19 protein-coding genes are annotated in these 23,421 nt (G+C 69.3%); 12 read left to right on the forward strand and 7 right to left on the reverse strand.

The annotated features are described in order from the left end of the window. Positions 1–17: 17 nt before the first annotated feature. From ACWFRJ_RS40420 to ACWFRJ_RS40435, 4 genes are all read right to left on the reverse strand, one after another. Entirely contained in the window at positions 18–983 is a 966-nt protein-coding gene (locus ACWFRJ_RS40420) for an ABC transporter permease (protein WP_453543243.1), read from the reverse strand. A 207-nt stretch (positions 984–1,190) separates the two neighbouring features. Beyond that, a complete protein-coding gene (locus ACWFRJ_RS40425; RefSeq protein WP_453543246.1) occupies positions 1,191–2,711 on the reverse strand; it encodes a sugar ABC transporter ATP-binding protein in 1,521 nt (506 codons plus the stop codon). 1 nt (position 2,712) lies between these two features. Then, positions 2,713–3,807 carry an ABC transporter substrate-binding protein gene (locus ACWFRJ_RS40430; protein ID WP_453543249.1) on the reverse strand — a complete coding sequence of 365 codons (1,095 nt, stop codon included), beginning with the start codon at positions 3,805–3,807 and terminating at the stop codon, positions 2,713–2,715. Positions 3,808–3,951: 144 nt separating this feature from the next. After that, entirely contained in the window at positions 3,952–4,965 is a 1,014-nt protein-coding gene (locus tag ACWFRJ_RS40435; RefSeq protein WP_453543252.1) for a LacI family DNA-binding transcriptional regulator, read from the reverse strand. Positions 4,966–5,159: 194 nt separating this feature from the next. Between ACWFRJ_RS40435 and ACWFRJ_RS40440 the strand changes: the two genes are divergently transcribed. The 5 genes from ACWFRJ_RS40440 (at position 5,160) to ACWFRJ_RS40460 (ending at position 14,239) form a co-directional block, all read left to right on the forward strand. Continuing rightward, positions 5,160–7,778, forward strand: coding sequence for a PA14 domain-containing protein (locus ACWFRJ_RS40440; RefSeq protein ID WP_453543255.1), 2,619 nt, complete (start codon positions 5,160–5,162; stop codon positions 7,776–7,778). 110 nt (positions 7,779–7,888) lie between these two features. Continuing rightward, positions 7,889–8,620, forward strand: coding sequence for a hypothetical protein (locus ACWFRJ_RS40445; protein ID WP_453543258.1), 732 nt, complete (start codon positions 7,889–7,891; stop codon positions 8,618–8,620). A gap of 115 nt (positions 8,621–8,735) precedes the next feature. After that, positions 8,736–11,078: a GH92 family glycosyl hydrolase gene (locus ACWFRJ_RS40450; RefSeq protein WP_453543261.1), complete on the forward strand. Its 2,343-nt coding sequence runs from the start codon at positions 8,736–8,738 to the stop codon at positions 11,076–11,078. Positions 11,079–11,289: 211 nt separating this feature from the next. Then, positions 11,290–12,663, forward strand: coding sequence for a wax ester/triacylglycerol synthase family O-acyltransferase (locus ACWFRJ_RS40455; protein ID WP_453543264.1), 1,374 nt, complete (start codon positions 11,290–11,292; stop codon positions 12,661–12,663). A 70-nt stretch (positions 12,664–12,733) separates the two neighbouring features. Then, the gene (locus ACWFRJ_RS40460; RefSeq protein ID WP_453543267.1) at positions 12,734–14,239 is read left to right on the forward strand and encodes an SDR family NAD(P)-dependent oxidoreductase; all 1,506 of its coding nucleotides are present in this window, start codon (positions 12,734–12,736) and stop codon (positions 14,237–14,239) included. An 86-nt stretch (positions 14,240–14,325) separates the two neighbouring features. Here the strand turns inward: ACWFRJ_RS40460 and ACWFRJ_RS40465 are convergent, their stop codons facing one another. Then, positions 14,326–15,150 carry an SDR family oxidoreductase gene (locus tag ACWFRJ_RS40465; RefSeq protein ID WP_453543270.1) on the reverse strand — a complete coding sequence of 275 codons (825 nt, stop codon included), beginning with the start codon at positions 15,148–15,150 and terminating at the stop codon, positions 14,326–14,328. A gap of 307 nt (positions 15,151–15,457) precedes the next feature. On the opposite strand from ACWFRJ_RS40465, the gene ACWFRJ_RS40470 reads away from it, so the two are divergent. The 7 genes from ACWFRJ_RS40470 (at position 15,458) to ACWFRJ_RS40500 (ending at position 21,739) form a co-directional block, all read left to right on the forward strand. After that, positions 15,458–15,631, forward strand: a complete 174-nt coding sequence (locus ACWFRJ_RS40470) for a hypothetical protein (protein WP_167828876.1) — start codon at positions 15,458–15,460, stop codon at positions 15,629–15,631. Positions 15,632–15,750: 119 nt separating this feature from the next. Then, complete coding sequence (locus ACWFRJ_RS40475; RefSeq protein ID WP_453543274.1) at positions 15,751–16,767, forward strand: YihY/virulence factor BrkB family protein; 1,017 nt, start codon at positions 15,751–15,753, stop codon at positions 16,765–16,767. A 93-nt stretch (positions 16,768–16,860) separates the two neighbouring features. Next, on the forward strand, positions 16,861–17,307 hold the full coding sequence (locus ACWFRJ_RS40480; protein WP_453543277.1) for a phage holin family protein: 447 nt from the start codon (positions 16,861–16,863) through the stop codon (positions 17,305–17,307). Further along, positions 17,304–17,744, forward strand: coding sequence for a DUF3618 domain-containing protein (locus ACWFRJ_RS40485; RefSeq protein WP_453543280.1), 441 nt, complete (start codon positions 17,304–17,306; stop codon positions 17,742–17,744). Before ACWFRJ_RS40480 ends, ACWFRJ_RS40485 begins: the two co-directional genes overlap by 4 nt. After that, positions 17,741–18,007: a DUF4235 domain-containing protein gene (locus ACWFRJ_RS40490; protein WP_453543283.1), complete on the forward strand. Its 267-nt coding sequence runs from the start codon at positions 17,741–17,743 to the stop codon at positions 18,005–18,007. Before ACWFRJ_RS40485 ends, ACWFRJ_RS40490 begins: the two co-directional genes overlap by 4 nt. Before the next feature lie 138 nt (positions 18,008–18,145). Continuing rightward, positions 18,146–20,053, forward strand: coding sequence for a family 20 glycosylhydrolase (locus ACWFRJ_RS40495; RefSeq protein ID WP_453543438.1), 1,908 nt, complete (start codon positions 18,146–18,148; stop codon positions 20,051–20,053). 39 nt (positions 20,054–20,092) lie between these two features. Next, positions 20,093–21,739: an alpha-L-fucosidase gene (locus ACWFRJ_RS40500; protein WP_453543286.1), complete on the forward strand. Its 1,647-nt coding sequence runs from the start codon at positions 20,093–20,095 to the stop codon at positions 21,737–21,739. Positions 21,740–21,804: 65 nt separating this feature from the next. Here ACWFRJ_RS40500 and ACWFRJ_RS40505 read toward each other — a convergent pair whose 3' ends face one another. Continuing rightward, entirely contained in the window at positions 21,805–22,170 is a 366-nt protein-coding gene (locus tag ACWFRJ_RS40505) for a hypothetical protein (RefSeq protein WP_453543289.1), read from the reverse strand. A gap of 56 nt (positions 22,171–22,226) precedes the next feature. Beyond that, positions 22,227–23,243 (reverse strand): LacI family DNA-binding transcriptional regulator, encoded by a 1,017-nt coding sequence (locus ACWFRJ_RS40510; protein ID WP_453543292.1) that lies wholly within the window; start codon positions 23,241–23,243, stop codon positions 22,227–22,229. Between the last annotated feature and the right edge of the window lie 178 nt (positions 23,244–23,421).

Consider the following 23,421-nt stretch of genomic DNA (forward strand, 5'->3'; position numbering starts at 1 on the left):
GGATAGGACGGTGCCGGTCACCGCTTGCCCCTCTCCCGTGCCGCGTAGACGGCGAGAATGATCACTACGGCCTGGGCGATCTGTGTCCAGGAGGGCGGCAGATCGTGCTTGATGAGCGTGGCGGTGAGCAACTGGATCAGTACGGCGCCCGCGACGGTGCCGCCGATCCGTACGCGCCCGCCGCTGAGCGGTGTGCCGCCGACCACGACAGCCGTGATCGCGGACAGTTCCATGAGGTTGCCGAGCGAGGTGGGATCGCTGGCGGTGAGGCGGGCCGTCGCCAGGACGCCCGCGATGGCGGCGAGGGCTCCGGAGCAGACGTACACGAGGATCAGGACGCGTCGTACGGGGAGGCCCGCGAGGCGGGCCGCCGGGCGGCTGTCGCCGATGGCGAGCAGCTGGCGTCCGAACGTGGTGCGTCGGACGACGAAGGCCACGATGAGTGCGAGGGCCGCGGCGATCAGGACGAGGTAGGGGATGCCGAGGACGTCGCCCGAGCCGAGCGACGCCATGGTCGGGTCGCGTACGTCCTTGAGCTGGGGCAGTAGGACGAGGGCGAGGCCTCGGCCCGCGACCATCAGCGCGAGGGTGGCGACGATGGGTTGGACGCCGATGAACGCGATGAGGGAGCCGCTGGCGAGGCCGATGGCCGCGCCGCCGATGATCGCGACGATGAGGGCGATCCATGTCCCGTAGCCCAGGTAGAGGGAGAGGAGGGACGTGGAGAGCGCCATGACGGAGCCGACGGAGAGGTCCACGCCCTCGCTGCCGATGGCCAGGGCCATGCCGAGCGCGACGATGAGGACCGGGGCTACCTGGACCGCCTGGGTGCGGAAGTTCTCGGCGGAGAGGAAGTGCGGCGTGAGGGCGATGTTGAGGATCAGGAGGACGGCTACGCCTAGGTAGACGCCGTAGTTCTGGAGGTATCGGAGGACGCGCTCGCGGTCGGCGGGGGCTTTGCCTCCCAGGGCTAGGTCAGTCATGGGAACTCCGGGGTGGGCGGGTGCGAGCCCGGGTGCGGGTGCGCCGTTGGCTGTCTGTGGGGGCGGGGCCGCGCCGGTATGTCCGTCCTCGCCATCCGCTTGTGGGCGCTCTTCTGCTTCGGTTCCGGAGCGATGCGAACCGTGCTCCGGGCGGAAATACCGGCACGTCCCCTCCGGTCGGAACGGCGGCCTCGGGTGCGGTGGGGGCTAGTCACCGGGGCTCCCGGTGGCTGCTATCGCTCGCATGAGGGCGTCTTCTGTGACCTGGGAACCGGTGAGTTCCTCTATCACCGTGCCGTCCTTGAGGACCACTACCCGGTCCGAGCCCTCGATCAGTTCCTCCATGTCGGAGGAGATGAGGAGGACTGCGAGGCCGTCGTTTGCCAGCTCGTCGATCAGTTTTTGGACTTCCGCCTTCGCGCCGATGTCTATGCCTCGGGTGGGCTCGTCGAGGAGGAGGACCTTGGGGTTCATCGCCAGCCAGCGGGCCAGGAGGACCTTTTGCTGGTTTCCGCCCGACAGTTCGCCGACCTTCTGGTGGGGGCCCGAGGCCTTGATGCGCAGGCGCTTCATGAAGGTGTCGACGATTTTGTCGATCGCTGTCTCGTTCACCAGGCCGAAGCGCGAGAGACCCGGGAGCGCGGCGAGTGCGATGTTCTCGCGGACCGAGAGGCCGGGGACGATTCCCTCGGCCTTGCGGTCCTCGGGGAGGAGGCTGATACCGGCGCGGATGGCCGCCGGGGGTGAGCCGGTGCGGACCGGGGTTCCGGCTATCAGTACGTTGCCCGAGTCGGTCGGGAGCGCGCCCGCGATTGCCTTCGCCGTCTCGCTGCGGCCCGATCCGAGCAGACCGCCGAGGCCCACCACCTCGCCGGGGCGGATCTCGACGGAGACTCCGTGCAAGTGGTGGCGCATCGTCAGGTTGGATGCCTGGAGGATGGGTTGGGTCTCTGGGTCGTGGTCTCCTGAGAACTTGGTGACGCCCTCCTCTTGGACCTCCCCGACCTCTCGGCCCAGCATCAGGGATACGAGGCGGAGGCGGTCTAGTTCCGCGATCGGTCCTGTGTGCACCAGTTTGCCGTCGCGCAGGACGGTGACCGCGTCGCACACCTCGTAGAGCTCCTCCAGGCGGTGACTGACGTAGATCACCGCGATCCCGCGGTCCCGCAGCATGCGGATCACGCCGAACAGGGTCTGGACCTCGCGGGGTTCGAGTGACGACGTCGGCTCGTCCATGATGACGACTTGCGCGTCGACCGAGACCGCTCGGGCCAGGGCCACCATCTGCTGTGCGCCCACGCCGAGTTCGCGCAGCGGGCGGCGCACGTCCACGCGTACGCCGAGCCGCTGCAGGGCCTCGTCCGCCTCGCGGTGCATGCGGCGGAAGTCGATGAGGCCGAGCCGGCCGCGTGGCTCGCGGCCGAGGAAGAGATTGCGGGCCACGCTCATCAGGGGGACGAGGTTGACCTCCTGGTAGATCGTGGAGATGCCCGCGTGCTGAGCGTCGAGAGGGGTGGCGAAGGAGACTTGTTTGTCCTTGTACGTCAGCTCGCCCGCGTCCGGTGCGTACACGCCCGTCAGGACTTTGATCAGCGTGGACTTGCCCGCGCCGTTCTCGCCTATCAGGGCGTGCACCTCACCGGCGCGCGCGGTGAAGTCGACCCCGTCCAGGGCGCGTACGCCCGGGAACGTCTTGCTGAGGTGGGTGACCGCGAGGACGTCGGACATCTCAGAACGCCTTGCCGAGGTCCGCCTTGGCGTTGTCCTTCGTGTACGCGCTGTCCTTGATGACGATGTCCTGCGAGACCTTCGTGCCCTTGGTGAAGGTGTCCAGGGTCTGGAAGGCGAGCGGACCGAAGCGCGGGTTCGACTCGATGACGCCGTCGATCCAGCCGTCGACGATGCCCTGCACGGCGTTGCGCGTGCCGTCGACCGTCACGATCTTCACGTCGCCGGCCTTCTTGCCCGCGCCCTTGAGGGCGTTGACGGCGCCGAGGCCCATCTCGTCGTTCTCGGCGTAGATGCCGTTGATGTCCGGCTTGGACTGGATGAGCTGCTCGGTGACCTGCTGGCCCTTCTCGCGGGCGAACTCGCCCGTCTGCTTGAAGACGACCTTCAGATCGGGGGCCTTCTCCTTGATGCGGTCCTGGAAGCCCTTGGTGCGCTCGGTGGTGACGTTGTTGCCCGCCGCGCCGAGCAGGATCGCGACCTCGCCCTTGCCGCCCGTCGACTTGATCATCTGGTCGGCCGCGCGCTTGCCCTGCTCGACGAAGTCGGAGCCGATGAAGCTCACGTAGTCCTTGCAGGCCTCGGCGTTGATCTTGCGGTCGACGGTGACGATCGGGATGTGCTTGGCGGAGGCCGCGCGGAGCACCGGCTCCCAGCCGTCGGAGTTCAGGGGTGCGATGACCAGGAGGTCGGCGCCCTTGGCGATGAGGTCCTGGACGTCGCTGATCTGCTTGGAGAACTGCGACTGGGCGTTGGCGGTGAGCAGCTTGACGCCGCGCTTCTTCGCCTCGGCCTTGATGGACGCCGTCTCCGCGATGCGGAAGGGGTTGGCCTCCTTCTCCGACTGGGAGAAGCCGACGGTGGCGGACTTGAGGTCGAGCTTCTTGCCGCCGTAGGCGTCTATCGCGCAGGTCTCGCCGCTGCCCGCGCTCGGTTCCGAGACGACCTGGCCCGAATCGCCCTTGTCCTGCGCGGTGGATCCCTTGTCGTCGTCCTCGGACTTGGCGCATCCGGTGGCGAGCGCGAGGCTCGCGGCGAGACCGGCGGCAAGGAGAGTCCTGGCTGAGATGCGGCTAAGGCGTGTGGTCGGCTTCATGGAGTCCCCAAAACGGCACGGCCCCGGCGCGGAGAGCGCTCACGGGAGGATCGGCAACTACGGTCAACTCGGCGGTACGGGGAGCTTTTTACATCGTTGAAAGGACGCTGTAAACCCTCCGCGCAAGGGGAGCCCCCTGGTGACTCAGCGTCGGCCCAGTGTGCTTTCGCGCTCCACCAGGCGGAATTCAGCGGCCAGTTCGCGCCCTTCGGGCTCCGCGCCGCCCTCCAGGCTCCGCAGCAGCGAGGCCACCGCAAGGCGGGCGATGGCCTGCTTGTCCGGCGAGACCGTGGTCAGCGTGACCGCTCCGAACTGCCCCTCCGCGATGTCGTCGAAGCCGACCACCGCCACATCCCACGGCACGCGCAGACCGCGTTCGTGGAGTACGCGCATGGCCCCGATCGCCACCAGGTCGTTGTACGCGAACACCGCGTCGGGCCGCACCCCCGCGTCCAGCATCCGCGCCATCGCCTTCGCACCGTCCCAGCGGTTCCAGCCGCCTACCGGTCCCACCAGGCTTTCCGGCGCGGCAAGGCCCGCCTGCGTCAACTCTTCCCGCCAGCCCTGGAGTCGCAGGTTCGCCGGCTGGTTCGCGGAGTCCGTCCGTGCGCCGAGATAGGCGATGCGGGTGCGGCCCCGGCTGATGAGATGACGTACCGCCGTGTGCGCCGCCGCCACGTTGTCGATCGCGATGTGGTCGTACGGCAGGGCGTACTGGCGCTCGCCGAGCAGCACGAGCGGAACGTCGTCCTCGCGGCCGAGGAGGTCGTCCGACTCCAGCTCAAGGGGGCTCAGGATCAGGCCGTCGATCACCCGGGCGCGAAACCCCTGGCTGACCAGGACCTCCTGCTCGCGTTCGCCACGGGTGTGGTCGAGCAGGACCGTGAAATCGTGCTCGGCCGCTGCGTCGATGACCGCGCCCGCCAACTCGGCGAAGTAGGGGTTTCCCAGCTCGGGAACGGCGAGCGCGATGATTCCCGTACGGCCTTTTCGCAGGTGACGTGCCGTCAAGTTGGGGCGGTAGCCGAGCTCGTCGATCGCCTCCTGTACACGCGCCCGCATCGCCGGGGTGACGTGCTGATATTTGTTCACCACGTTCGAGACGGTCTTGATGGAGACGCCCGCGCGCTCTGCGACGTCTTTGAGGCTAACCCGCACGTGCAGCTCCCTGCGTCGAGATGCACCCCTGTCCCGGGGTGTTTGTCATGGCCCTGGACAGCGCGCCGGAGGGCGTGCTGTCATTCCAACTGCCGTTCCTTCCAACGTTGTACAGATTCGTTGTACAGACTGCGGCGGCGAGCCGCCACCCCCTTCCACAGCCTTCAAGCACCGCTTCAAGCAATGGAGGATCCGTGCGCCCCACCCGACACAGACGAGTCAGGCAGCGACTGATACTGCTGCTCACCGTTGCCCTCGCCTTCGCCGGACTCACAGCCGTACCGGCCGCGACAGCAGCGGACGAACCCCCCGAAGTACACGGCCTGAAGGGCGAGTACTACACCCAGTCAGCCCCCGGCGCCTTCGACTTCCACGAGCTCAAGGCCACCGGTTTCGACCAGCGGATCGACTTCGACAACCTTGACCCGCGCCTGGCCTTCGCCACCGGCAAGGCCGACGACGCCACCGTCCGCTGGACCGGCAAGGTCGTCCCGGAGAAGACCGGTGCCCACACCTTCTCCATGATCGGCGACAACGGCTTCCGGCTCTGGGTCGACGGCAAGCTGACCATCGACCACTGGGTCGACGACTGGGACAAGGAACAGACCGCGAAGCCGGTCGAGTTGGAGGCCGGAAAGGCCTACGACATCAAGGTCGAGTACTTCGAGCACTACGGCGGCTCCAACCTCCACCTGCGCTGGACCGAGCCCGGCGGCAGCAAGGTGGCGATCCCGCAGTCCGCCTTCCGCCTCCCCGACGGCTTCGACTACGACGGCGCCACGGCCGCCACGGTCCTCAAGGACGGCCGCACGCTCAAGCTCGACTTCGCCCAGAAGCTCGCGGCGCCCCCGAACGGCCTCGCGGACCACATCGAGGCGGTCATCGGCGGAGCCAAGTGGCCCATCGGCGCGGTCAAGGCCGACCCCAAGGACCCGCGCGCCCTCCTCGTGGCCCTCAAGGAGCCCGTGGTCGGCAACAAGAAGGGCAACGCGAAGGGCACCGCCGACCTGCGCTACGACGGCAAGGGCGGCCTGAACGGCGCAGACGGCAAGGCTGTCGCCCAGTTCTGGAGCAGCGGCCCCAACCACTCCGAGCACCAGCTGCGCACCAAGTTCGCAGACGATGTGAGCCCGGACAACGCGCTGCCCGAGTACCCGCGCCCCCAGCTGACCCGTGACGCCTGGCGCAACCTCAACGGCTCCTGGCAGTTCGCGTCGGCCAAGGCAGGCGAGAAGCCCCCGGTCGGCAAGAAGCTCGCCGAGAAGATCCTCGTCCCCTACCCGGTGGAGTCCCAGCTCTCCGGTGTGGAACGGCACGAGGACCGCATGTGGTACCGCAGGACCTTCACCGTCCCGCAGGGCTGGAAGGTCGGTGACGGCAAGCGCCTCAAGCTCAACTTCGGCGCGGTCGACTGGCAGTCCGAGGTGTTCGTCAACGGCAAGAAGGTCACCGAGCACAAGGGCGGCTACGACAAGTTCAGCGTCGACATCACGGACGCCCTGAAGCCGGGCAAGACCCAGGAACTGATCGTCGGCGTCTACGACCCGACCGATGGCAAGGACGGCGAGAACCCGCCCGTCGGCAAGCAGCGCCTGGACCCCAGCGGCATCTGGTACACCCCGTCGTCCGGCATCTGGCAGACGGTGTGGATGGAGCCGGTCGCGGCGGACCACGCCGACTCTCTCAAGATCACGCCCGACGTGGCCACCAAGCAGGTCACCGTCGAGCCGAAGGGCGTGCGCAACGGAGTGCCGGTCAAGGCAGTCGCGTACGCGGGAAAGAAGAAGGTCGCGGAGGAGAGCGGACGCACGGGCACACCGCTCAAGCTGAAGATCGCCAAGCCGCACCTCTGGTCGCCCGACGACCCCTTCCTCTACGACCTGAAGGTGACCGTCGGCCGCGACCAGGTCAAGAGCTACTTCGGGATGCGCTCCATCTCCGTGGAGAAGGTCAACGGCACCCCGCGCACGATGCTCAACGGCAAGCCCCAGTTCCTGATGGCCACGCTCGACCAGGGCTTCTGGCCGGACGGGCTGCACACGGCGCCGACCGATGAGGCTCTGGCGTACGACCTCAAGATGCACAAGGAGATGGGCTTCAACTCCGTCCGCAAGCACATCAAGGTGGAGCCGGACCGCTGGTTCTACTGGGCGGACAAGCTGGGCCTGATGGTGTGGCAGGACATGCCTTCGATGGATGCGGGCCGTAACCCGAGCACGGCGGCCCGCGCCCAGTACGAGTCCGAGATGAAGCAGATGATCGACGAGCACACGAACCACCCGTCGATCGTCATGTGGGTCACCTTCAACGAGGGCTGGGGCCAGTACGACGAGGGCCGCATCGCCACCCAGGCCAAGGCCTGGGACCCGACCCGCCTGGTCAACGGCATGTCGGGCCTCAACCTCGGGCGCGACGGCGGCACCGGCGACCTCATGGACGAGCACGGCTACCCGAGCCCGGCCCTGCCGCCCAAGCCCGACGGCGTGAGGGCGCAGATCAACGGCGAGTACGGCGGTCTCGGACTCGCGGTGCCCGGCCACGCCTGGTCCGTGCAGCAGAGCTACGTCGACGTGGACCCGGCGACGTACACGGACGACTACCTCACCAAGCTCGACGAGGTGCACAAGCTCGCCTGCAAGGGAGGCAACGGCGCCGTCTACACCCAGATCTCGGATGTGGAGGGCGAGTTGAACGGTCTGCTCACCTACGACCGCAGGGTCGTCAAGCCCGACGTGAAGCGGCTCAAGGCAGCACATGAAGCCTTGATCAGCGACGCGTCGCGGCCGGACCCGGCGGGGTGCTCGGGTTCCTGACCCGGGTACGTGGCGCTCCGGACCGGTCGGCGGTCCGGAGCGCTTGTCCGTGGACTTCCGCGGATGCTTATTCCGTGGACGTGGGCCCCTTCGATTGACACGATCAGCCTGTGATCATCGAGAACGAGTGGGCAGGGGCCGCGGCCCGCAACAACGCCGAGTGGTGCGACGCGGTCTGTCGCGCGCACGGCGTGTCGGGGGAGTTCGGGGCCAAGGTGTGGAGCAGCGCGCGACGGACACCGCCGCTGTATCCGGACGCCGTCTCCCTCACCCCCGAGGCTTCGGCGGCCGAACTGGTGGCGCGGATCGACACGGCGTCACCGGGCTGTTCGGTCAAGGACAGCTTCGCCTGCCTCGATCTGGAGCCGAGGGGCTTCGAGGTGCTCTTCGACGCGCAGTGGATCCACCGCCCTGCGGGTGCGGCTCCCGTGGGCCCGCCCGGCGTCACGCCCGTCGTCGGCTGGGAGCCGCTCAAGAGCGCCGATTCGCTGCCCGCCTGGGAGACCGCGTGGAACGACGGCGAGCAAGGTGACGGTCTGTTCCGGCCCGAGTTGCTCGCGGGGGACACGACGTTCCTGGCCGGAACCTCCGTCGACGGCACGATCGTCGCGGGCGCCGTCGCGAGCCGTAGTCATTCGGTGGTCGGCATCTCCAACCTGTTCGCGGTGGGCGACATGCCGGGCGCGGAGGAGGCGGCCTGGGCCGGTTGCCTGACGGAGGTCGCCAGGCTCTGGCCCGACCTGCCCGTGGTCGGATACGAGAGCGGCGAGAGCCTCGACGCGGCAGTCAGCCAGGGGTTCACCCCGGTCGGACCGCTGCGGATCTGGCTGCACACCGCCTGAGAGCCGTAGCCGCCTCCTCTCCCTCTCTCCCACCCCTTGACGCATGCGACGCGACCACCGAAGAATGATCGCGTTCCGCGCTTTGACAACGTTGTCCAAGGAGGCGTTCCCACCCATGAGATGGACTCGACGGCTACGCGGTACGGGTGTGGCGGTGGCTGCGGCCGCGCTCCTCGGTGGCGCACTCGCCATACCGGCGGCGCAGGCAGCCCCGGCGCGGGACGGTCAACTGACCGATCTGGTCAACCCGTTCATCGGGACCGAGAACGAGGGGAACACCTACCCCGGCGCGGCTGTGCCCTTCGGCATGGTCCAGTTCTCGCCCGATACCGGGCACAACACCGGTTACGACCACTCCGACACTCATATCCGCGGCTTCTCGACCGTCCATCTCTCGGGCGTGGGCTGCGGGTTGGGCGGCGATCTGCCGGTGCTTCCCACCACGGGTGACGTCAAGGAGACGGACTACGCCAAGTACGCGGCGGAGTTCAGTCACGACGACGAGAAGGCGAGCCCCGGTGCGTACAAGGTGGGTCTCAAGTCCGGCATCGACGCCGAACTGACCGCCACCGAGCGCACCGGCGTGCAGCGCTACACCTTCCCCGCCACCGACAAGGCCAACGTCCTTCTCAACGCGGGCCAGTCGCTGCACAAGACGGGCAGCACCAAGGTCGAGATCCTCGACAGCCGCACGGTCCGCACGGCGATCACCGGCAGCGGCTTCTGCCAGGACACCAAGCCGTACACGGTCTACACGATCACCCGCTTCGACCGGCCCTTCACCACGTCGGGCACCTGGAAGGGCGACACCGTCACCGCGGGCTCCAAGAAGTCGTCGGCGGGCGAGGAGCGCAACGGCGCGTACGTCCGGTTCGACACCTCCAAGGACCGCACCGTCGAGGCGACCACCGCGCTCTCGTACGTCGACGCCAAGGGCGCCGCGCTCAACCTCCGGACGGAGGGCGGGCGTTCGTACGACCGTGTGGAGAAGGCGGCCCAGCGCGCGTGGGAGGACCGGCTCGACGACGTGAAGGCGCAGGGCGGCAGCGAGACCGTGCGCCGCACCTTCTACTCGTCCCTCTACCGTTCCTTCCTCGCGCCGAACATCGGCAGCGACGTCGACGGCCGGTACACGGGATGGGATCAGAAAACCCACCGGGCCAAGGGCTTCACGTACTACCAGAACTGGTCGCTGTGGGACACGTACCGCACCCAGGCGCAGCTTCTCTCCCTGCTCGCACCGCACGAGTCCCGTGACATGGCGCTCTCCGTCCTGAAGATCGACGAGGAGAGCGGCTGGCTGCCCAAGTGGGGCTACGGCACGGTCGAGACGAACATCATGACGGGCGACCCGGTCACGCCGTTCCTCACCAACGCCTATCAGCAGGGTCTGCTCAAGGGGCACGAGGAGGAGGCGTACCGCGCGCTGAAGAAGAACGCGGACGGCGTCCCGCCCACCGACTCGGCGCCCGTGGGCCGCGAGGCGAACAAGGAGTACCTGAGCGACGGTTTCGCGCCGTACATCAAGGGCCGCCCGCACGCCAAGCCCGGTGACTCCGACTACGACCACGGCGCTTCCGCCACCCTGGAGTACGCCCTCTCGGACGCGATGCTCGGCCAGATGGCCGGAGAGCTCGGGCATAAGGCCGACGCCAAGCGGTACACGGACCGTGCGCAGAACTACCGGAAGATCTTCGATGCCTCGACCGGGTTCTTCCGTGCGCGGGACGCGGAGGGGGCCTTCACCGGACCCGCCGACCCGGCCAAGAGCGAGGGCTTCCACGAGGGCACGTCCTGGCAGTATCAGTGGCTCGTCCCGCAGGACCTGCCCGGCATGGTCGACCTCATCGGCGGCAAGCAGGCCACCAACGACCGCCTCGACTCCTTCTTCGCCTACGAGGAGCTCCTGAAGGACCCGGCCAAGACCGCGCGCGAGGTGTGGGTCAACGGTCCTTACGACTACTACAACGCGGACAAGTACAACCCGCAGAACGAGCCCGACCTCATCGCCCCGTACACGTACCTGTCGACGGGCCAGCCGTGGAAGACCACCGACGTGGTGCACGCCGCGCTCACGCTCTTCACGGACACCCCGACCGGCATGACCGGGAACGACGACCTCGGCACCATGTCCGCATGGAACGTGCTGTCCTCGATCGGCGTCTTCCCGGTCCAGCCCGGCACGGACACGTGGGGCCTGTCGACGCCCGTCTTCGAGCGCGTCGATCTGACTCTCGACCGCCGCTACTACCCGAAGGGGCGCCTCACGGTGAAGGCGCAGGGCACATCGGACACCGCCCGGTACATCCAGTCGGCGCGCGCGGACGGCGCCGACTACGGCAAGACGTACCTGACGACCGAGGACATCCGCGACACCCGCGAGCTCTCCTTCACGGTGGGCGACAAGCCCTCCAAGTGGGGTACGTCGACGAGCGCGGCCCCGCCCGCTCTGAAGTGACGGCTGACGTGACGACTGAAGTGGCTGCTGAAGTGACTTAAGGCATACGCCACTTGCGCACCACCAGGCCCGCCTCTCCCAGAGAGGCGGGCCTTAACCTGTTGTTAACTGTGCGTAGCTTGATCGTACTTGACCGTAGTCGCGCAACGGCGCTTGACTGCTCCTTCACGTCAGTCATCCCCCGCATCGTCCTCGACGCGAGAGCAGTCCGTTGAATACTCCGACCGCTGAGCCCTCCGACCTGCTCGCACCTCTCGACCTCGCCTTCTGGAACCTCGAGTCCGCGGAACACCCCATGCATCTGGGGGCACTCGGTGTCTTCGACGCGGACTCGCCGGGTGCGGCCGAGCACGCCGCGCAGCTCCTCGCCTCACGTGCGGCGGCCGTGCCCGGACTGCGACTGCGGATCCGTTCGATCCTGCTGCCGGTCGGAGCGGCCGTCCGGACGCCCGCGCCCGCCTTCGACCCGCTGCACCACGTCCGTCTCGCCGAGCCGGTGCGGGACTTCCACGACGCGGCCGGCGTGCTCATGCAGTGCCCCCTGGAGCGCGAAAGGCCGCCGTGGGAGGCGCACGTCCTGCCGGGCCGTGACGGCACCTCCTTCGCCGTCCTCTTCAAGTTCCACCACGCCCTCGCGGACGGCCTTCGCGCTCTGATGCTCGCCGCGGCGATCATGGACCCCGTGGAGCTGCCCGCCCCGCGTCCGGCGCCCGTGGAGCCCGAGGCCTCCCGCTGGTCCTGGCTGCCCGACCCGCGCAAACTCCCCGGTCTGGTCCGCGACACCGTCGCCGATGTGGGGCAGGCCCTGGACATCGGCTCGGCCGTCGCCCGCGCGACCCTGGGCGCACGGTCGTCGGCCGCCCTCACGTCACAGGCCACCGGCACGCGGCGCACCGCGGGGGTGCTGCTCGACCTGGACGACGTGCACCGCGTGCGCAAGACCGTGGGCGGCACCGTCAACGACGTACTGATCGCCGTGGTCGCCGGAGCCCTGCGGCGCTGGCTCGACGAGCGGGGCGACGGCAGCGAGGGCGTGGAGCCGCGCGCCCTGGTCCCGGTCTCCCGGCGCAGGCCGCGCGGCGCGCAGCCGCCGGGCAACCGGCTCTCCGGGTATCTGGTCCGGCTGCCCGTCGGCGACCCGGACCCGGTCTCGCGGCTGCGGGCGGTGCGGGCGGCCATGGACCGCAACAAGGACGCGGGCCCGAACCGGGGCGCGGGCGCGGTCGCCCTGCTCGCCGATCATGTGCCGCCGCTCGGCCACCGCATCGGCGGTCCCGTCGTCGCGCAGGCCGCCAGGCTGCTCTTCGACATCCTGGTCACCAGCGTCCCGCTGCCCAGCCTCGGCCTGAAACTCGGCGGCTGCCCGCTCGCCGCCGTGTACCCCTTCGCGCCGCTCGCCCAGGGGCAGGCACTCGCCGTCGCGGTGTCGACGTACCGGGGCCGGGTGCACTTCGGTCTGGTCGCGGACGCGGTGGCCGTGCCCGACCTGGATGTCCTCGCGCACAGCGTCCGTGAGGAGCTCGCGGGGCTCGTCGAGGCGTGCGTAGAGCGTCCGAGTTTGGTAGAGGGGTCCCTCGCTACGTAAAGTTCTCTTCTTTGGAGCTTCCGCGGTCCCCCAGACGAGCCGCGGCATGAGTGACGCGAGGACAGCGGCGATGACGGTGACAGAGGACAGCCTGGAGGCTGCCGGTTCGGCGGAAGAGGCCGTCGAATTCGGCCCCGGCATCGACCCCGACCGGCTCGCCGTCTGCCTCAGCGTGCTCGACGAGCTCGACGAGCTGGACGTCGACCACCCCGACGCGATCGCGGTGCGCCGCGCCACTGCCGGGATCTACCGGACCGTGAAGCAGCGCCGCCGCCAGGACCGCCGGGCCGCCAAGACCGCGCACGACAAGGCCGTCACCGAGGCCACCGCCACCGGCTCCGCCGAGCGGATCGACGACGAGACCGAGGGTCTGCTGCCGTCCTCGCAGACCGAGGAGGGCCGGATCGCGGGGATACTCCAGCGCCCGCGCTCCTGCTACACCTGCAAGACCCGGTTCGTGGAAGTCGACTACTTCTACCACCAGCTGTGTCAGGACTGCGCCCGCCTGAACCGGTCCAAGCGCGACGCCCGCACCGACCTCACCGGCAAGCGCGCGCTGCTCACCGGCGGCCGCGCCAAGATCGGCATGTACATCGCCCTTCGCCTCCTTCGTGACGGCGCTCACACCACCATCACGACGCGCTTCCCCAAGGACGCCATCCGCCGCTTCAAGGCGATGGACGACTCGGCGGACTGGCTGCACCGCCTGGAGGTCGTCGGCATCGACCTGCGCGACCCGGCCCAGTCCGTCGCGCTCGCCGAGCGGGTCGCAGCGGCGGGACCGCTCGACATCCTGATCAACAACGCGACGCAGACCGTGCGCCGCCTGCCCTCCGCGTACGCCGCCCTGGTCGACGGCGAGGGCGCGCCGCTGCCCGCCGGGGAGCTGCCCGCCCACTCCGTCATCGGCGCCTTCAATTCCGGCGCGGTCGACGGCCTGGCCGCGCTGCCCCTGGGCACCAGCGGCCTGGAGGCGCAGCAGGTCGCCGACCTCGCCCTCGTCGCGGGCAACGCCAGCATCGCCCGGCACCTCGACGGCACCGCCATCGACGCGGGCGGCCTGGTCCCTGACGTCGTCGACAGCAACACCTGGGTGCAGACCATTGAGCAGATCTCCCCCGTGGAGCTCCTCGAGACCCAGCTGTGCAACTACACCTCGCCGTTCATCCTGATCAGCGCGCTGCGTCCGGCGATGGCCGACGCCGCGGGCAAGGCGTCGAGCGGCCGCTCCTACGTCGTCAACGTCTCCGCGATGGAGGGCGTCTTCGGCCGCGGTTACAAGGGCGCGGGTCACCCGAACACGAACGCCGCCAAGGCCGCGATGAACATGGTGACGCGGACCAGCGCCCAGGAGATGTTCCAGAGCGACGGCATCCTCATGACCTCGATCGACACCGGCTGGATCACCGACGAGCGCCCGCACTACGACAAGCTGCGCCTGGCCGACGAGGGCTTCCACGCCCCGCTCGACCTGATCGACGGCGCGGCACGGGTCTACGACCCGGTCGTGCGGGGCGAGGCGGGCGAGGACCTGTTCGGTGTCTTCCTCAAGGACTACGCGCCCGGCAAGTGGTAGGGGAGGGGCGGTCGCCCGCCTGTACTTAAACGCCCGCCCGTACTTAAACGCCCATCCGTACTTGAACGTACGTCTTGTACGGCATGTCAGGCCTCGCCGGTCGTGGCGCGCAGCCGCTCGTGCACGGCGTACGAGGATGCCTTGTCGGCGGCGGCGGCCCGCACCCGCGTACCGCCGTCCACCAGCAGATCCGCGCCCGTCACCCATTCGGCCGCATCCGAGACCAGCCAAGCCACGGCCCGCGCCACGTCCTCCGGCTCACCGATGCGGCCGAGCGGCAGGCTCTCGGCGAGCTCTTTCTCGGCGCCGTCCCACACGAAGCGGGCCATCTCGGTGCGGATGAGTCCGGGGGACACGGAGTTGACCCGTACCAAGGGCGCCAGTTCGCCCGCCAGCTGGGCGGTCAGGTGCAGGAGCGCCGCCTTACTGGTGCCGTACGCGCCCACGTTGGGCCCCACATGGGACGCGCCCTCGGTGCAGATGTTCACCACCGTGCCGCCGTGCTCGCCCATCCAGGCCCGCCAGGCGAGCTGCGTCAGGCGCAGCGCGGCCTCGACGTTCACGGCGAAGGCCGCGCGCCACCGGGTGAGGTCGACGTCCATCAGCGCGCCGTAGGGGGCGTTCGTCGCGGCGTTGTTCACCAGCACGTCGAGCCGTCCGTACTCGCGCATCGCGAGGGCCACGCACGCCTGCGCCTGAGCGGAATCAGCCACGCCGCCTGCGCATCCGACGGCCTGAGCGCCGTCCGCACGCAGTTCGGCCACCGCTGCCTGAAGGGCGTCGGGTGCGCGGGCGGTGATGACAAGGCGATGTCCGGACTGAGCGAGAGCACGTGCGACGGCGAGCCCGATCCCTCGCGATGCTCCGGTCACCAGAGCCACCGCGCCCTCCCGTGCCTGCGCAGAAGTCATCCCCGTACGGTCCCATGGGGATACGGAAAGGCCCATGGGGTCGACCCGTTGGGGAGTTTCCGGCCCGTCGGCCACCCCCGCACCGTCACCAACTGTCTGAAATCCACTCCTTCGGCCGAACCCATAGAGCGCGAGCGCGCTCATTTGGTTAATCTGAGGCGAACGGACGGCTTCCAGGGGATCCACAAGCACCCCTCAGCCGCCCCGGGACAGGCTTGCAACCGTGGCCGCGATCCCGCCCGACCAACGGCGCCACCGCGACCGAACAGCTCTTGTCCTTCCGTTACGCGACACAGAGGAGTGCGCGGTGACACCAGATTTGACGAAGCAGGAAAAGCGACCGGCGGAACGCGGCGGCGAGCGGGCCGGCAGGCCACGCAAGCTCAGCAACCTGGACTCGTGGGCCAAAGCGGCCCCGATCCGCCTTGCCGGCTACGAGGACGACCTCGCGGAGCCGCACATCCTCCCCGGTATCGACTGATCCCTCCGCTTCGCCGCGTGCCCCCTGCCGGAGTCGGCAGGGGGCACGCGGCGTGTGCGGCCTCACGGCGGCGGCCCGAACCGTGCATGGCCGGGCCGAAGCGGGTTACTCCGTGGAGTATGAACGGGACATCGGACAACGGGCCATCGGACAACCGGTCATCGGATGCCGAGTACAGCGCGGACCGCGCGCCGGCCGAACCGACGCAGTTGCCGAAGCGGTCCTGGCGGGCGGTCGTCACCGGCGTGGTCCGGGAGTTCAAGGACGATGAGCTGGCCGACAGGGCGGCGGCGCTGACCTACTACGGGGTGCTTTCGCTCTTTCCGATGCTCCTGGTCCTCGTCTCCCTGCTCGGTGTCGTGGGGGAGTCGGCCATCGACTGGCTCCTGGAGACCTTGGAGAAGCTCGCTCCTGGTTCGGCGAGGGACATCATCAGTGACGCCGTGCAGCAGTTGCGGGGCCAGGGCGGTTTCGGATCCCTCATGGCGGTGGTCGGCATCGTCCTCGCGGTGTGGGCGTCCTCCGGGTACGTGGGGGCGTTCATCCGCACGGCCAACGCCGTGTACGACATACCGGAGGGGCGGCCCGTGTGGAAGGTGCTTCCTGTCCGGGTGGGGGTGACGGTGGTGCTCCTGACGCTGGCCGTCATCAGCGCGCTCATCGTGGTGTTCACCGGCGGTCTCGCCCACACCGTGGGTTCGGCCCTGGGGATCGGTGACGCGGCGCTGACCGCCTGGTCGATCGCGAAGTGGCCGGTCCTCGTCGTCCTGGTGACCTTCATGATCGCCCTGCTCTTCTGGGCGACGCCGAACGTGAAGGGGCGCGGGTTCAGGTGGGTCAGCCCCGGCAGCGTGATCGCCCTGCTGGTCTGGCTGGTCGCCTCGGCCGGATTCGCCTTCTACGTGGGGAACTTCAGTTCCTACAACAAGACGTACGGCGCGCTGGCCGGAGTGATCATTTTTCTCGTGTGGCTGTGGCTCGGCAACATCGCGATCCTGCTCGGCCTGGAGTTCGACGCGGAGCTGTCCCGCCAGCGTGCCATCGCCGGTGGTCTTCCTCCCGAGGAGGAGCCCTACGTACCGCCCCGTGACACCCGCGCGTGGGACGAGCAGGACCGGCGGCGCATGGAGGAGTGACACCGCCGGACGCCGCCCGACACGATCGCGGCCTCCGATGATGTGCCGATCGCGGAGATCGGGGTACTCGGCCGCGGAACAGACAGGAGGTTGATGACGATGGCCCAGGCAGGCCCGTACACCACCGGCCGTGACGGCGGCGGACGCAGCACCCCCGGCAGCGAGCCGGTGGGCGATCTCGTGCAGCGCGCGTCACAGCAGCTGACGGAGCTGGTGCGCGGCGAGATGCGGCTGGCCCAGGCGGAGATGAAGGAGAAGACCAGGCGCTACGGCAAGGGCAGCGGGCTGTTCGGGGGAGCCGGTCTCGTCGGCTTCCTCACCCTGCAGGCCCTCGTCGCGACCGCGATCGCGGCGCTCGCCGTGCCGCTTCCGGTGTGGGCCGCGGGTCTTGTCGTCACCGCCGTCCTCGGTCTGATCGCCGCGGTACTGGCACTGACCGGCAAGAAGGAGGTCGGCAGGGCCGCCCCGCCGCTCCCGGAGCAGGCCATCGGCGGCGTGAAGGCCGATGTCGCAGAGATCAAGGAGAGTGCACAGCGATGACCAAGTCCCACGACAAGCACACCGGCAGCGCCGGGGAACTGCGCGCGAAGGTCGAGCAGACCCGGCACGATCTGGGAGAGACGGTCGAGGCGCTTGCGGCCAAGGCGGACGTCAAGGCCCGCGCGCAGGACAAGGCGGTCGCGATCAAGGGCCAGACGGCCACCAAGGCGGCGGAGCTGAGCGGGCAGGCGGTCGCGAAGGCCACCGAGGCCGCCCACGTGCTGCAGGACAAGGTGCCCGACCAGGTCAAGGACAAGGCGGCCACGGCCACCGGCCAGGTGAAGGCCGCGGCAGGACAGGCCACCGAGGTGTGGCAGGACAAGGCGCCGGAGCAGGTCCGCAACCACCGCACCGCCTTTCTCGCGGCCAGTGGCGCGACGCTCTTCGTCACGTACGTACTGGTGCGGCGCAGGCGGAAGCAGGGGAGCGCGGTGTGAAGGCATCGAAGATCGCGTACAAGCCGGTCGGCCTCGCGCTCGGCGCGCTCGCCGGTATGGCAGCGGGCGGGCTCTTCAAACAGGCGTGGAAGGTGGTCGGACACGATGACGACGCTCCCGATGCCACCGATGAGGACCGCGGCTGGGGAGAGATCCTGCTGGCGGCGACCCTGCAGGGCGCGATCTTCGCCGTGGTCAAGGCGACCGTCGACCGCGGGGGCGCCGTCGCCACGCGCCGGTTGACGGGTACTTGGCCGGGCTGACGGGGCGGACGGGGGCTGACCGGGCCCATAATTCATCCGATGGATCGATGCGGGGTAGCGTAAATGTCCAAGTCCCCGCTGCGGGCAATGCATTGACACCCTGATGGGGCACTTGAATCATCGGATGTCATGACTGACATGCGCATGATGTTCGCGTCCCGAGCGCGGCTCCGCAGACTCAGAGCCGTCGCGGTGGCCCTGTTGCTCCTCGCGGCACCGGTCCCGGTGGCCCAGGCCGCCGGGACCCCGCAGTCCGCCGCGGACCCGCCCCGCACCGTCCCTGCCCTCACCGACTGGACGCCGGGGAAGGGGAGTTACGCCTACGGTCCTGCCACCCGCCTCGTCGCGCACGGGCAGGCGGCGCGGGAAGTCGCCCGCACGCTCGCCGACGATCTGCGCGCCGCGGGCGAGAGCCGGGTGCCGGTCACGACGGGCGCCCCGCGCGACGGCGACATCGTGATCGACGTCGCTCCCGCACGGAAGCCGCTCGGCGCCGAAGGGTACGAACTCCGCGCGGGCAAGCGCCTGGAGATCACCGGCGCGACCGGCGCCGGAGCCTTCTACGGCACCCGCACACTCCTCCAGCTCCTCGCGCAGAGCGACCGCGTCCCGGCCGGACGCACGGTCGACGTGCCCCAGTACAAAGAGCGCGGAGTGGGCGTCTGCGCCTGCTACATCCACATCTCGACGCCCTGGCTGGAGAACCTCGTACGCGGCATGGCGTACAACAAGCAGAACCAGCTGCTCCTCGAACTCAAGGTGAAGAGCGAGAAGCACCCCGAGGCCAACAGCTGGGGCTACTACTCCAAGAGCGAGATCCGCCGCCTCGTCGCTCTCGGCGAGAAGTACCACGTCACGATCATCCCGGAGATCAACTCCCCGGGCCACATGGACCCTTGGCTGGAGAAGCGCACCGACCTCCAGCTCACCGACTCCGACGGCAAGCCGCAGCCGTCGCGCCTCGACGTCACCAAGGACGAGGCATTCGCGTACTACACGAGCCTCATCGACGAGTACGCCGAGGTGTTCCCCGCGAAGTCCTGGCACATGGGCGCCGACGAGTACATGCTCGGCTCCGACTTCGCCAAGTACCCCCACATCCTTGAATATGCGAAGAAGAAGTACGGCGAGAACGCGACCCCGCAGGACGCCTTCGTCGACTTCGTGAACCGGGTGCACGCCTACGTGGCGGGCAAGGGCAAGCAGCTGCGCATCTGGAACGACGGCCTGACCGGCGCGAACACGGTGCCGGTCGCGGCGGGGACGAGCGTGGAGCATTGGCTCGACGTGAAGACGAAGCCGAGCCGACTCATCGCCCAGGGCTACCCGTTGCAGAACGCCGCGTACTCCCTCTACCTCGTCCGCGGCGGCTTCCACACCGACACCAAGGCGCTGTACGACAAGGCGTGGGACCCGCGCAGCTTCGAGGGCGAGAAGCTGGCATCGCGGGACGGCATCACCGGCGCGAAGATCAGCCTGTGGCCCGACAACGGCCGGGGCGAGACCGAGAACGAGGTCGCGGCGTCCATGGCGATGCCGCTCAGCCACGTCGCCCAGGTCACCTGGGGATCCGCGCACCCGGACCCGACGTACGCCGACTTCACCGCACGCGCCAAGTCGGTGGGTCACGCGCCGGGTTGGCAGGACCTGACGAAGACACCGGTGGCGGACGGCACGTACACCCTGCGCGACACCAAGGGGCAGGCGGAGCCCGCCGCCTACGAGATCAAGCGCACCGCCGACGGTTACGTGACGCTGAAGTCCGCGGTGGACGGCACCTGCCTGGAGACCCGCAGCGGAAAGCTCACGCTCAACGTTCCACTGGAGCCCGGCAGTTCGGTCACTGAGGAGACGTGCAGCGCGGCGAACACCTTGCAGCGGTGGCAGCTGGTGAAGGCGTCGGACGGCTACCGGCTGACGAACGCGATCACACGCATGTCCGTGTACGTCGCTGATGACGGGCGGCTCCAGCAGTACCCGGCGGATCAACGGAACCCGGCCACCTGGACCTTGACCGCTCCCACCACGACCGCTCCCACTCGCTGATCCCACTGCCAGAGACCCGACAGGGAGACCCGCACCCCCATGACTGTCAGCAGACGTCTCTTCGTGACCGCCGCCGTCACCACGGCGGTCGCCGCGTCGAGCAGTTCCCTCGCCCTTGCGGCACCCGGCTCCGTGGGCACCGCCGCCAAGGCCGCTCCGGAACCGCCCTACCGCATCCCGATCAGCCCCAAGGACTCCCCGGACGAAGTCGTCGCCAAGGCATCCCAAGTCCGTCCCACAGAACGGCAGATCGCCTGGCAGCGCCTTGAGCAGACCGCGTTCCTGCACTTCGGCGTCAACACCTTCACCGGCCTCGAATGGGGCACGGGCGACGAGGCCCCCGACGTCTTCCAGCCGTCAGGACTCGACACCGACCAGTGGGCGCGGGCCCTGCGCGACGGCGGCTTCAAGCTCGCCATCCTCACCGTCAAGCACCACGACGGCTTCGTGCTCTATCCCTCGCGCTATACCAAGCACAGCGTCATCAGCAGCAGTTGGCGGGGCGGAGAGGGTGACGTACTGCGCTCGTTCGCCGACTCGCTGCGCCGGTACGGCATCAAGGTGGGCGTCTACATCTCGCCCGCCGACGAGAACCAGTACCTGCACGGCGTCTACGCCAACGGCAGCGCCCGCTCACGGCGCACCATTCCCACGCCGGTGGACGGTGACGACCGGACGGGCGAAGCCGCCGAGCGGTCGTTCACCCTGGACGCGACCGACTACGGCGCACACATGCTCAACCAGCTCTACGAGGTGCTCACCGAGTACGGGCCCATCGACGAGGTGTGGTTCGACGGGGCACAGGGGCGCATCCCGCCGGAGAAGGTCGAGACGTACGACTGGGACAGCTGGTACGCGGTCATCCGCGCCCTGGCCCCGGACGCGACGGTCGCCGTGCGCGGCCCCGACGTCCGGTGGATCGGCAACGAGGGCGGGCTCGCGCGCGAGAACGAGTGGAGCGTCGTCCCCGTCAAGGACTCGGGGAACGGGAGCATCGACTACGCCCTGAAGTACGACGCGCCCGACCAGGGGAGCCGGGAGGCGCTTGCCGATGCGCGGTCCCTCGCCCAGTACGTGCAGTGGTGGCCGGCGGAGTGCGACGTCTCCATCAGACCGGGGTGGTTCTACCACGAGGACGAACAGCCCAAGTCGGTCGAGCAGTTGACGGACATCTGGTTCCGGTCGGTGGGCCGGAACTCCGTGCTGCTCCTGAACATCCCGCCGGACAAGAGGGGGCTGCTCCCCGAGGCGGACGTGGCGCGGCTGCGGGAGTTCCGCGAGCGGATCGGGCGCGAACTGCCGCAGGACCTCGCGCGGGGCGCGCGGGTGCGCGGCGACGGCCGCCGTGCGTCGTACGCGGTCGACGGCGACCCGGACACGGCGTGGGCGTGCCCGGCGGCCTCCCGGGGGACTCTCACGGTCGACCTGGGCAAGGCGCGCGAGGTCGACCGGATTCGGCTCGGGGAGGAGATCCGGCACGGTCAGCAGCTGGAGCACGCGGTGATCGAGGCGCGGGTGTCCGCCGGGGCCGGGTGGTCCCGGGTGACGGAGGTGGACACGGTGGGGGCGAGCCGGGTCCTCGCGCTGGCCGCCCCTGTGCGGGCGCGGGAGTGGCGGATTCGGGTGACGGGGTCGCGCGGGGCGGTACGGCTCGCGGAGTTCGGCCTGTACCGGTCGCGGGTCTAGAAGTCTCCCTCGCGGGCCGCGCTCGTCCACGAGCGTGGCCCGCGTCCGTCTTGTCTTGCCCTCGCTCACGAGGGCCACTCGACTACGCCGTCGCGCACCACGAGTGAACTGGTCTTGTCCTCCTCGTAGAACCTGGTCCAGCCGACGCGGACGGAGCCGTCGAACCGCGCATGGTGTCCCTCGGCCTTGGTCGCAAGCCACGTGAGCAGTTCGCCGACGCGATCGAAGTCGTCCGGGTGGATCTCCCGCCGGGCCGTCAGCGCCCAGCCACCCTCGCGCGGGAGCAGCACGGAGGTGAGAGCTCCGCCCACCTTCCAGGCCGGGCCATGGAACTCGTCCTGGTCAAGATGCCACCGGAGCTCGGCGATCTCCTCCTCCGAGAGATCGTCACCCAGGTCCAGCGCGATCGAGAGTTCGTAGATGTCCGCCATACCGGCACCGTAACGGCGGGGTACGACGGGCCTGCCGTCGGACCGGGCGGGACAGCTCAGCCCGCGGTCACAGGGCCCGTGCTCTCCCGCTCGATGAGTGTGGGCAGCGGTACCTGGACCGTGGCCGCGGGGCCGTCGTCCAGGAGGGACAGGAGCTCGCGGGCGGCCGTCCGGCCGAAGGACATCGTGTCGCGCGACAGCGCCGTCAGCCAGGGGTGCACCATCCGGCACAGCGCCGAGTCCTCCCAGGCGATCACCGACACGTCCCCCGGTACGGCGAACCCGAGCGAGGCCGCCGCGGCGATCCCGGCGACGGCCATGACGTCGTTGTCGTACACGAGAGCCGTCGGCGGTGACGCGGCCGAGAGCACGCGCCGCGTCACCGCCGCTCCCTCCGCGTCCGAGTAGTCCGTGGTCACCGAGCGGACCTCGGACAGGCCGCGCCGCTGCGCCTCGGCCCGCAGCGTGCGGATCCGGCGCTCCGTGTGGGCGAGTCCCGGCAGACCCGCGATGTGCACGATGCGGCGGTGCCCGAGGGCGTGCAAGTGGTCCACGATCGACGCCATCGCGCCCGCGTCGTCCGCCCAGACGGTGGAGAGTCCGGGGTGGTGCACGTCCGGGTCCGGTACACCGCCCGTGACCACGGCGGGCAGCCCGAGCTCGTCGAGGAGCGCGGGGCGGGGGTCGTCCGTGCGTGGGTCCACGACCAGGACGCCGTCCACCCGGTGCTCGGCCCACCACCGCTGGTAGACCGCGCACTCGGCGCTCACGTCCTCCGCCACCTGGAAGAGCAGGCCGAGCTGACGCTCCGCCAGGACCTCCTGGATGCCCGAGATCAGCTGCAGGAAGAACGAGTCGACGCCCAGCGTCCCTGCGGGCCTCGCCACCACGAGGCCCACCGTCGCCGAGCCCTCACCGGACAGCGCGCGCGCCGCGGTACTCGGGTGCCAGCCCAGTTGCTCGGCGACCCTGCGGACCCGGTCACGGGTGATGTCGGAGACTCCTGGCCGGTCGTTGAGCGCGAAGGACACGGCGCTCTCGGAGACTCCGGCACGGCGCGCGATGTCCTTCATGGTCGGCCGGCGTGCCGGGGACCGCTTGCCTTGCACCGGTGATGCCCCTTTCCTGTGTCGCGTCCTGTACCGCGTCCTGTGGCGTGCGGACTAATGCGCTTGAGCCAGCACACTCTAAAGCGCATTAGTCGATCCCCGCAAGAAGTCGAACAAGCTGCTCTGACCTGCGGAGTTGATG

It is taken from the genome of Streptomyces sp. NPDC055239 (assembly GCF_053606205.1).

What these genes read in the sequence shown, in the direction of transcription:
- ACWFRJ_RS40420 (WP_453543243.1), bottom strand. Translation starts at nt 983, where the DNA reads ATGACTGACCTAGCCCTGGGAGGCAAAGCCCCCGCCGACCGCGAGCGC.
- ACWFRJ_RS40425 (WP_453543246.1), bottom strand. Translation starts at nt 2,711, where the DNA reads ATGTCCGACGTCCTCGCGGTCACCCACCTCAGCAAGACGTTCCCGGGC.
- ACWFRJ_RS40430 (WP_453543249.1), bottom strand. Translation starts at nt 3,807, where the DNA reads ATGAAGCCGACCACACGCCTTAGCCGCATCTCAGCCAGGACTCTCCTT.
- ACWFRJ_RS40450 (WP_453543261.1), top strand. Translation starts at nt 8,736, where the DNA reads ATGAGATGGACTCGACGGCTACGCGGTACGGGTGTGGCGGTGGCTGCG.
- ACWFRJ_RS40460 (WP_453543267.1), top strand. Translation starts at nt 12,734, where the DNA reads ATGACGGTGACAGAGGACAGCCTGGAGGCTGCCGGTTCGGCGGAAGAG.
- ACWFRJ_RS40465 (WP_453543270.1), bottom strand. Translation starts at nt 15,150, where the DNA reads ATGACTTCTGCGCAGGCACGGGAGGGCGCGGTGGCTCTGGTGACCGGA.
- ACWFRJ_RS40475 (WP_453543274.1), top strand. Translation starts at nt 15,751, where the DNA reads ATGAACGGGACATCGGACAACGGGCCATCGGACAACCGGTCATCGGAT.
- ACWFRJ_RS40480 (WP_453543277.1), top strand. Translation starts at nt 16,861, where the DNA reads ATGACGATGGCCCAGGCAGGCCCGTACACCACCGGCCGTGACGGCGGC.
- ACWFRJ_RS40485 (WP_453543280.1), top strand. Translation starts at nt 17,304, where the DNA reads ATGACCAAGTCCCACGACAAGCACACCGGCAGCGCCGGGGAACTGCGC.
- ACWFRJ_RS40495 (WP_453543438.1), top strand. Translation starts at nt 18,146, where the DNA reads ATGCGCATGATGTTCGCGTCCCGAGCGCGGCTCCGCAGACTCAGAGCC.
- ACWFRJ_RS40500 (WP_453543286.1), top strand. Translation starts at nt 20,093, where the DNA reads ATGACTGTCAGCAGACGTCTCTTCGTGACCGCCGCCGTCACCACGGCG.
- ACWFRJ_RS40505 (WP_453543289.1), bottom strand. Translation starts at nt 22,170, where the DNA reads ATGGCGGACATCTACGAACTCTCGATCGCGCTGGACCTGGGTGACGAT.
- ACWFRJ_RS40510 (WP_453543292.1), bottom strand. Translation starts at nt 23,243, where the DNA reads ATGAAGGACATCGCGCGCCGTGCCGGAGTCTCCGAGAGCGCCGTGTCC.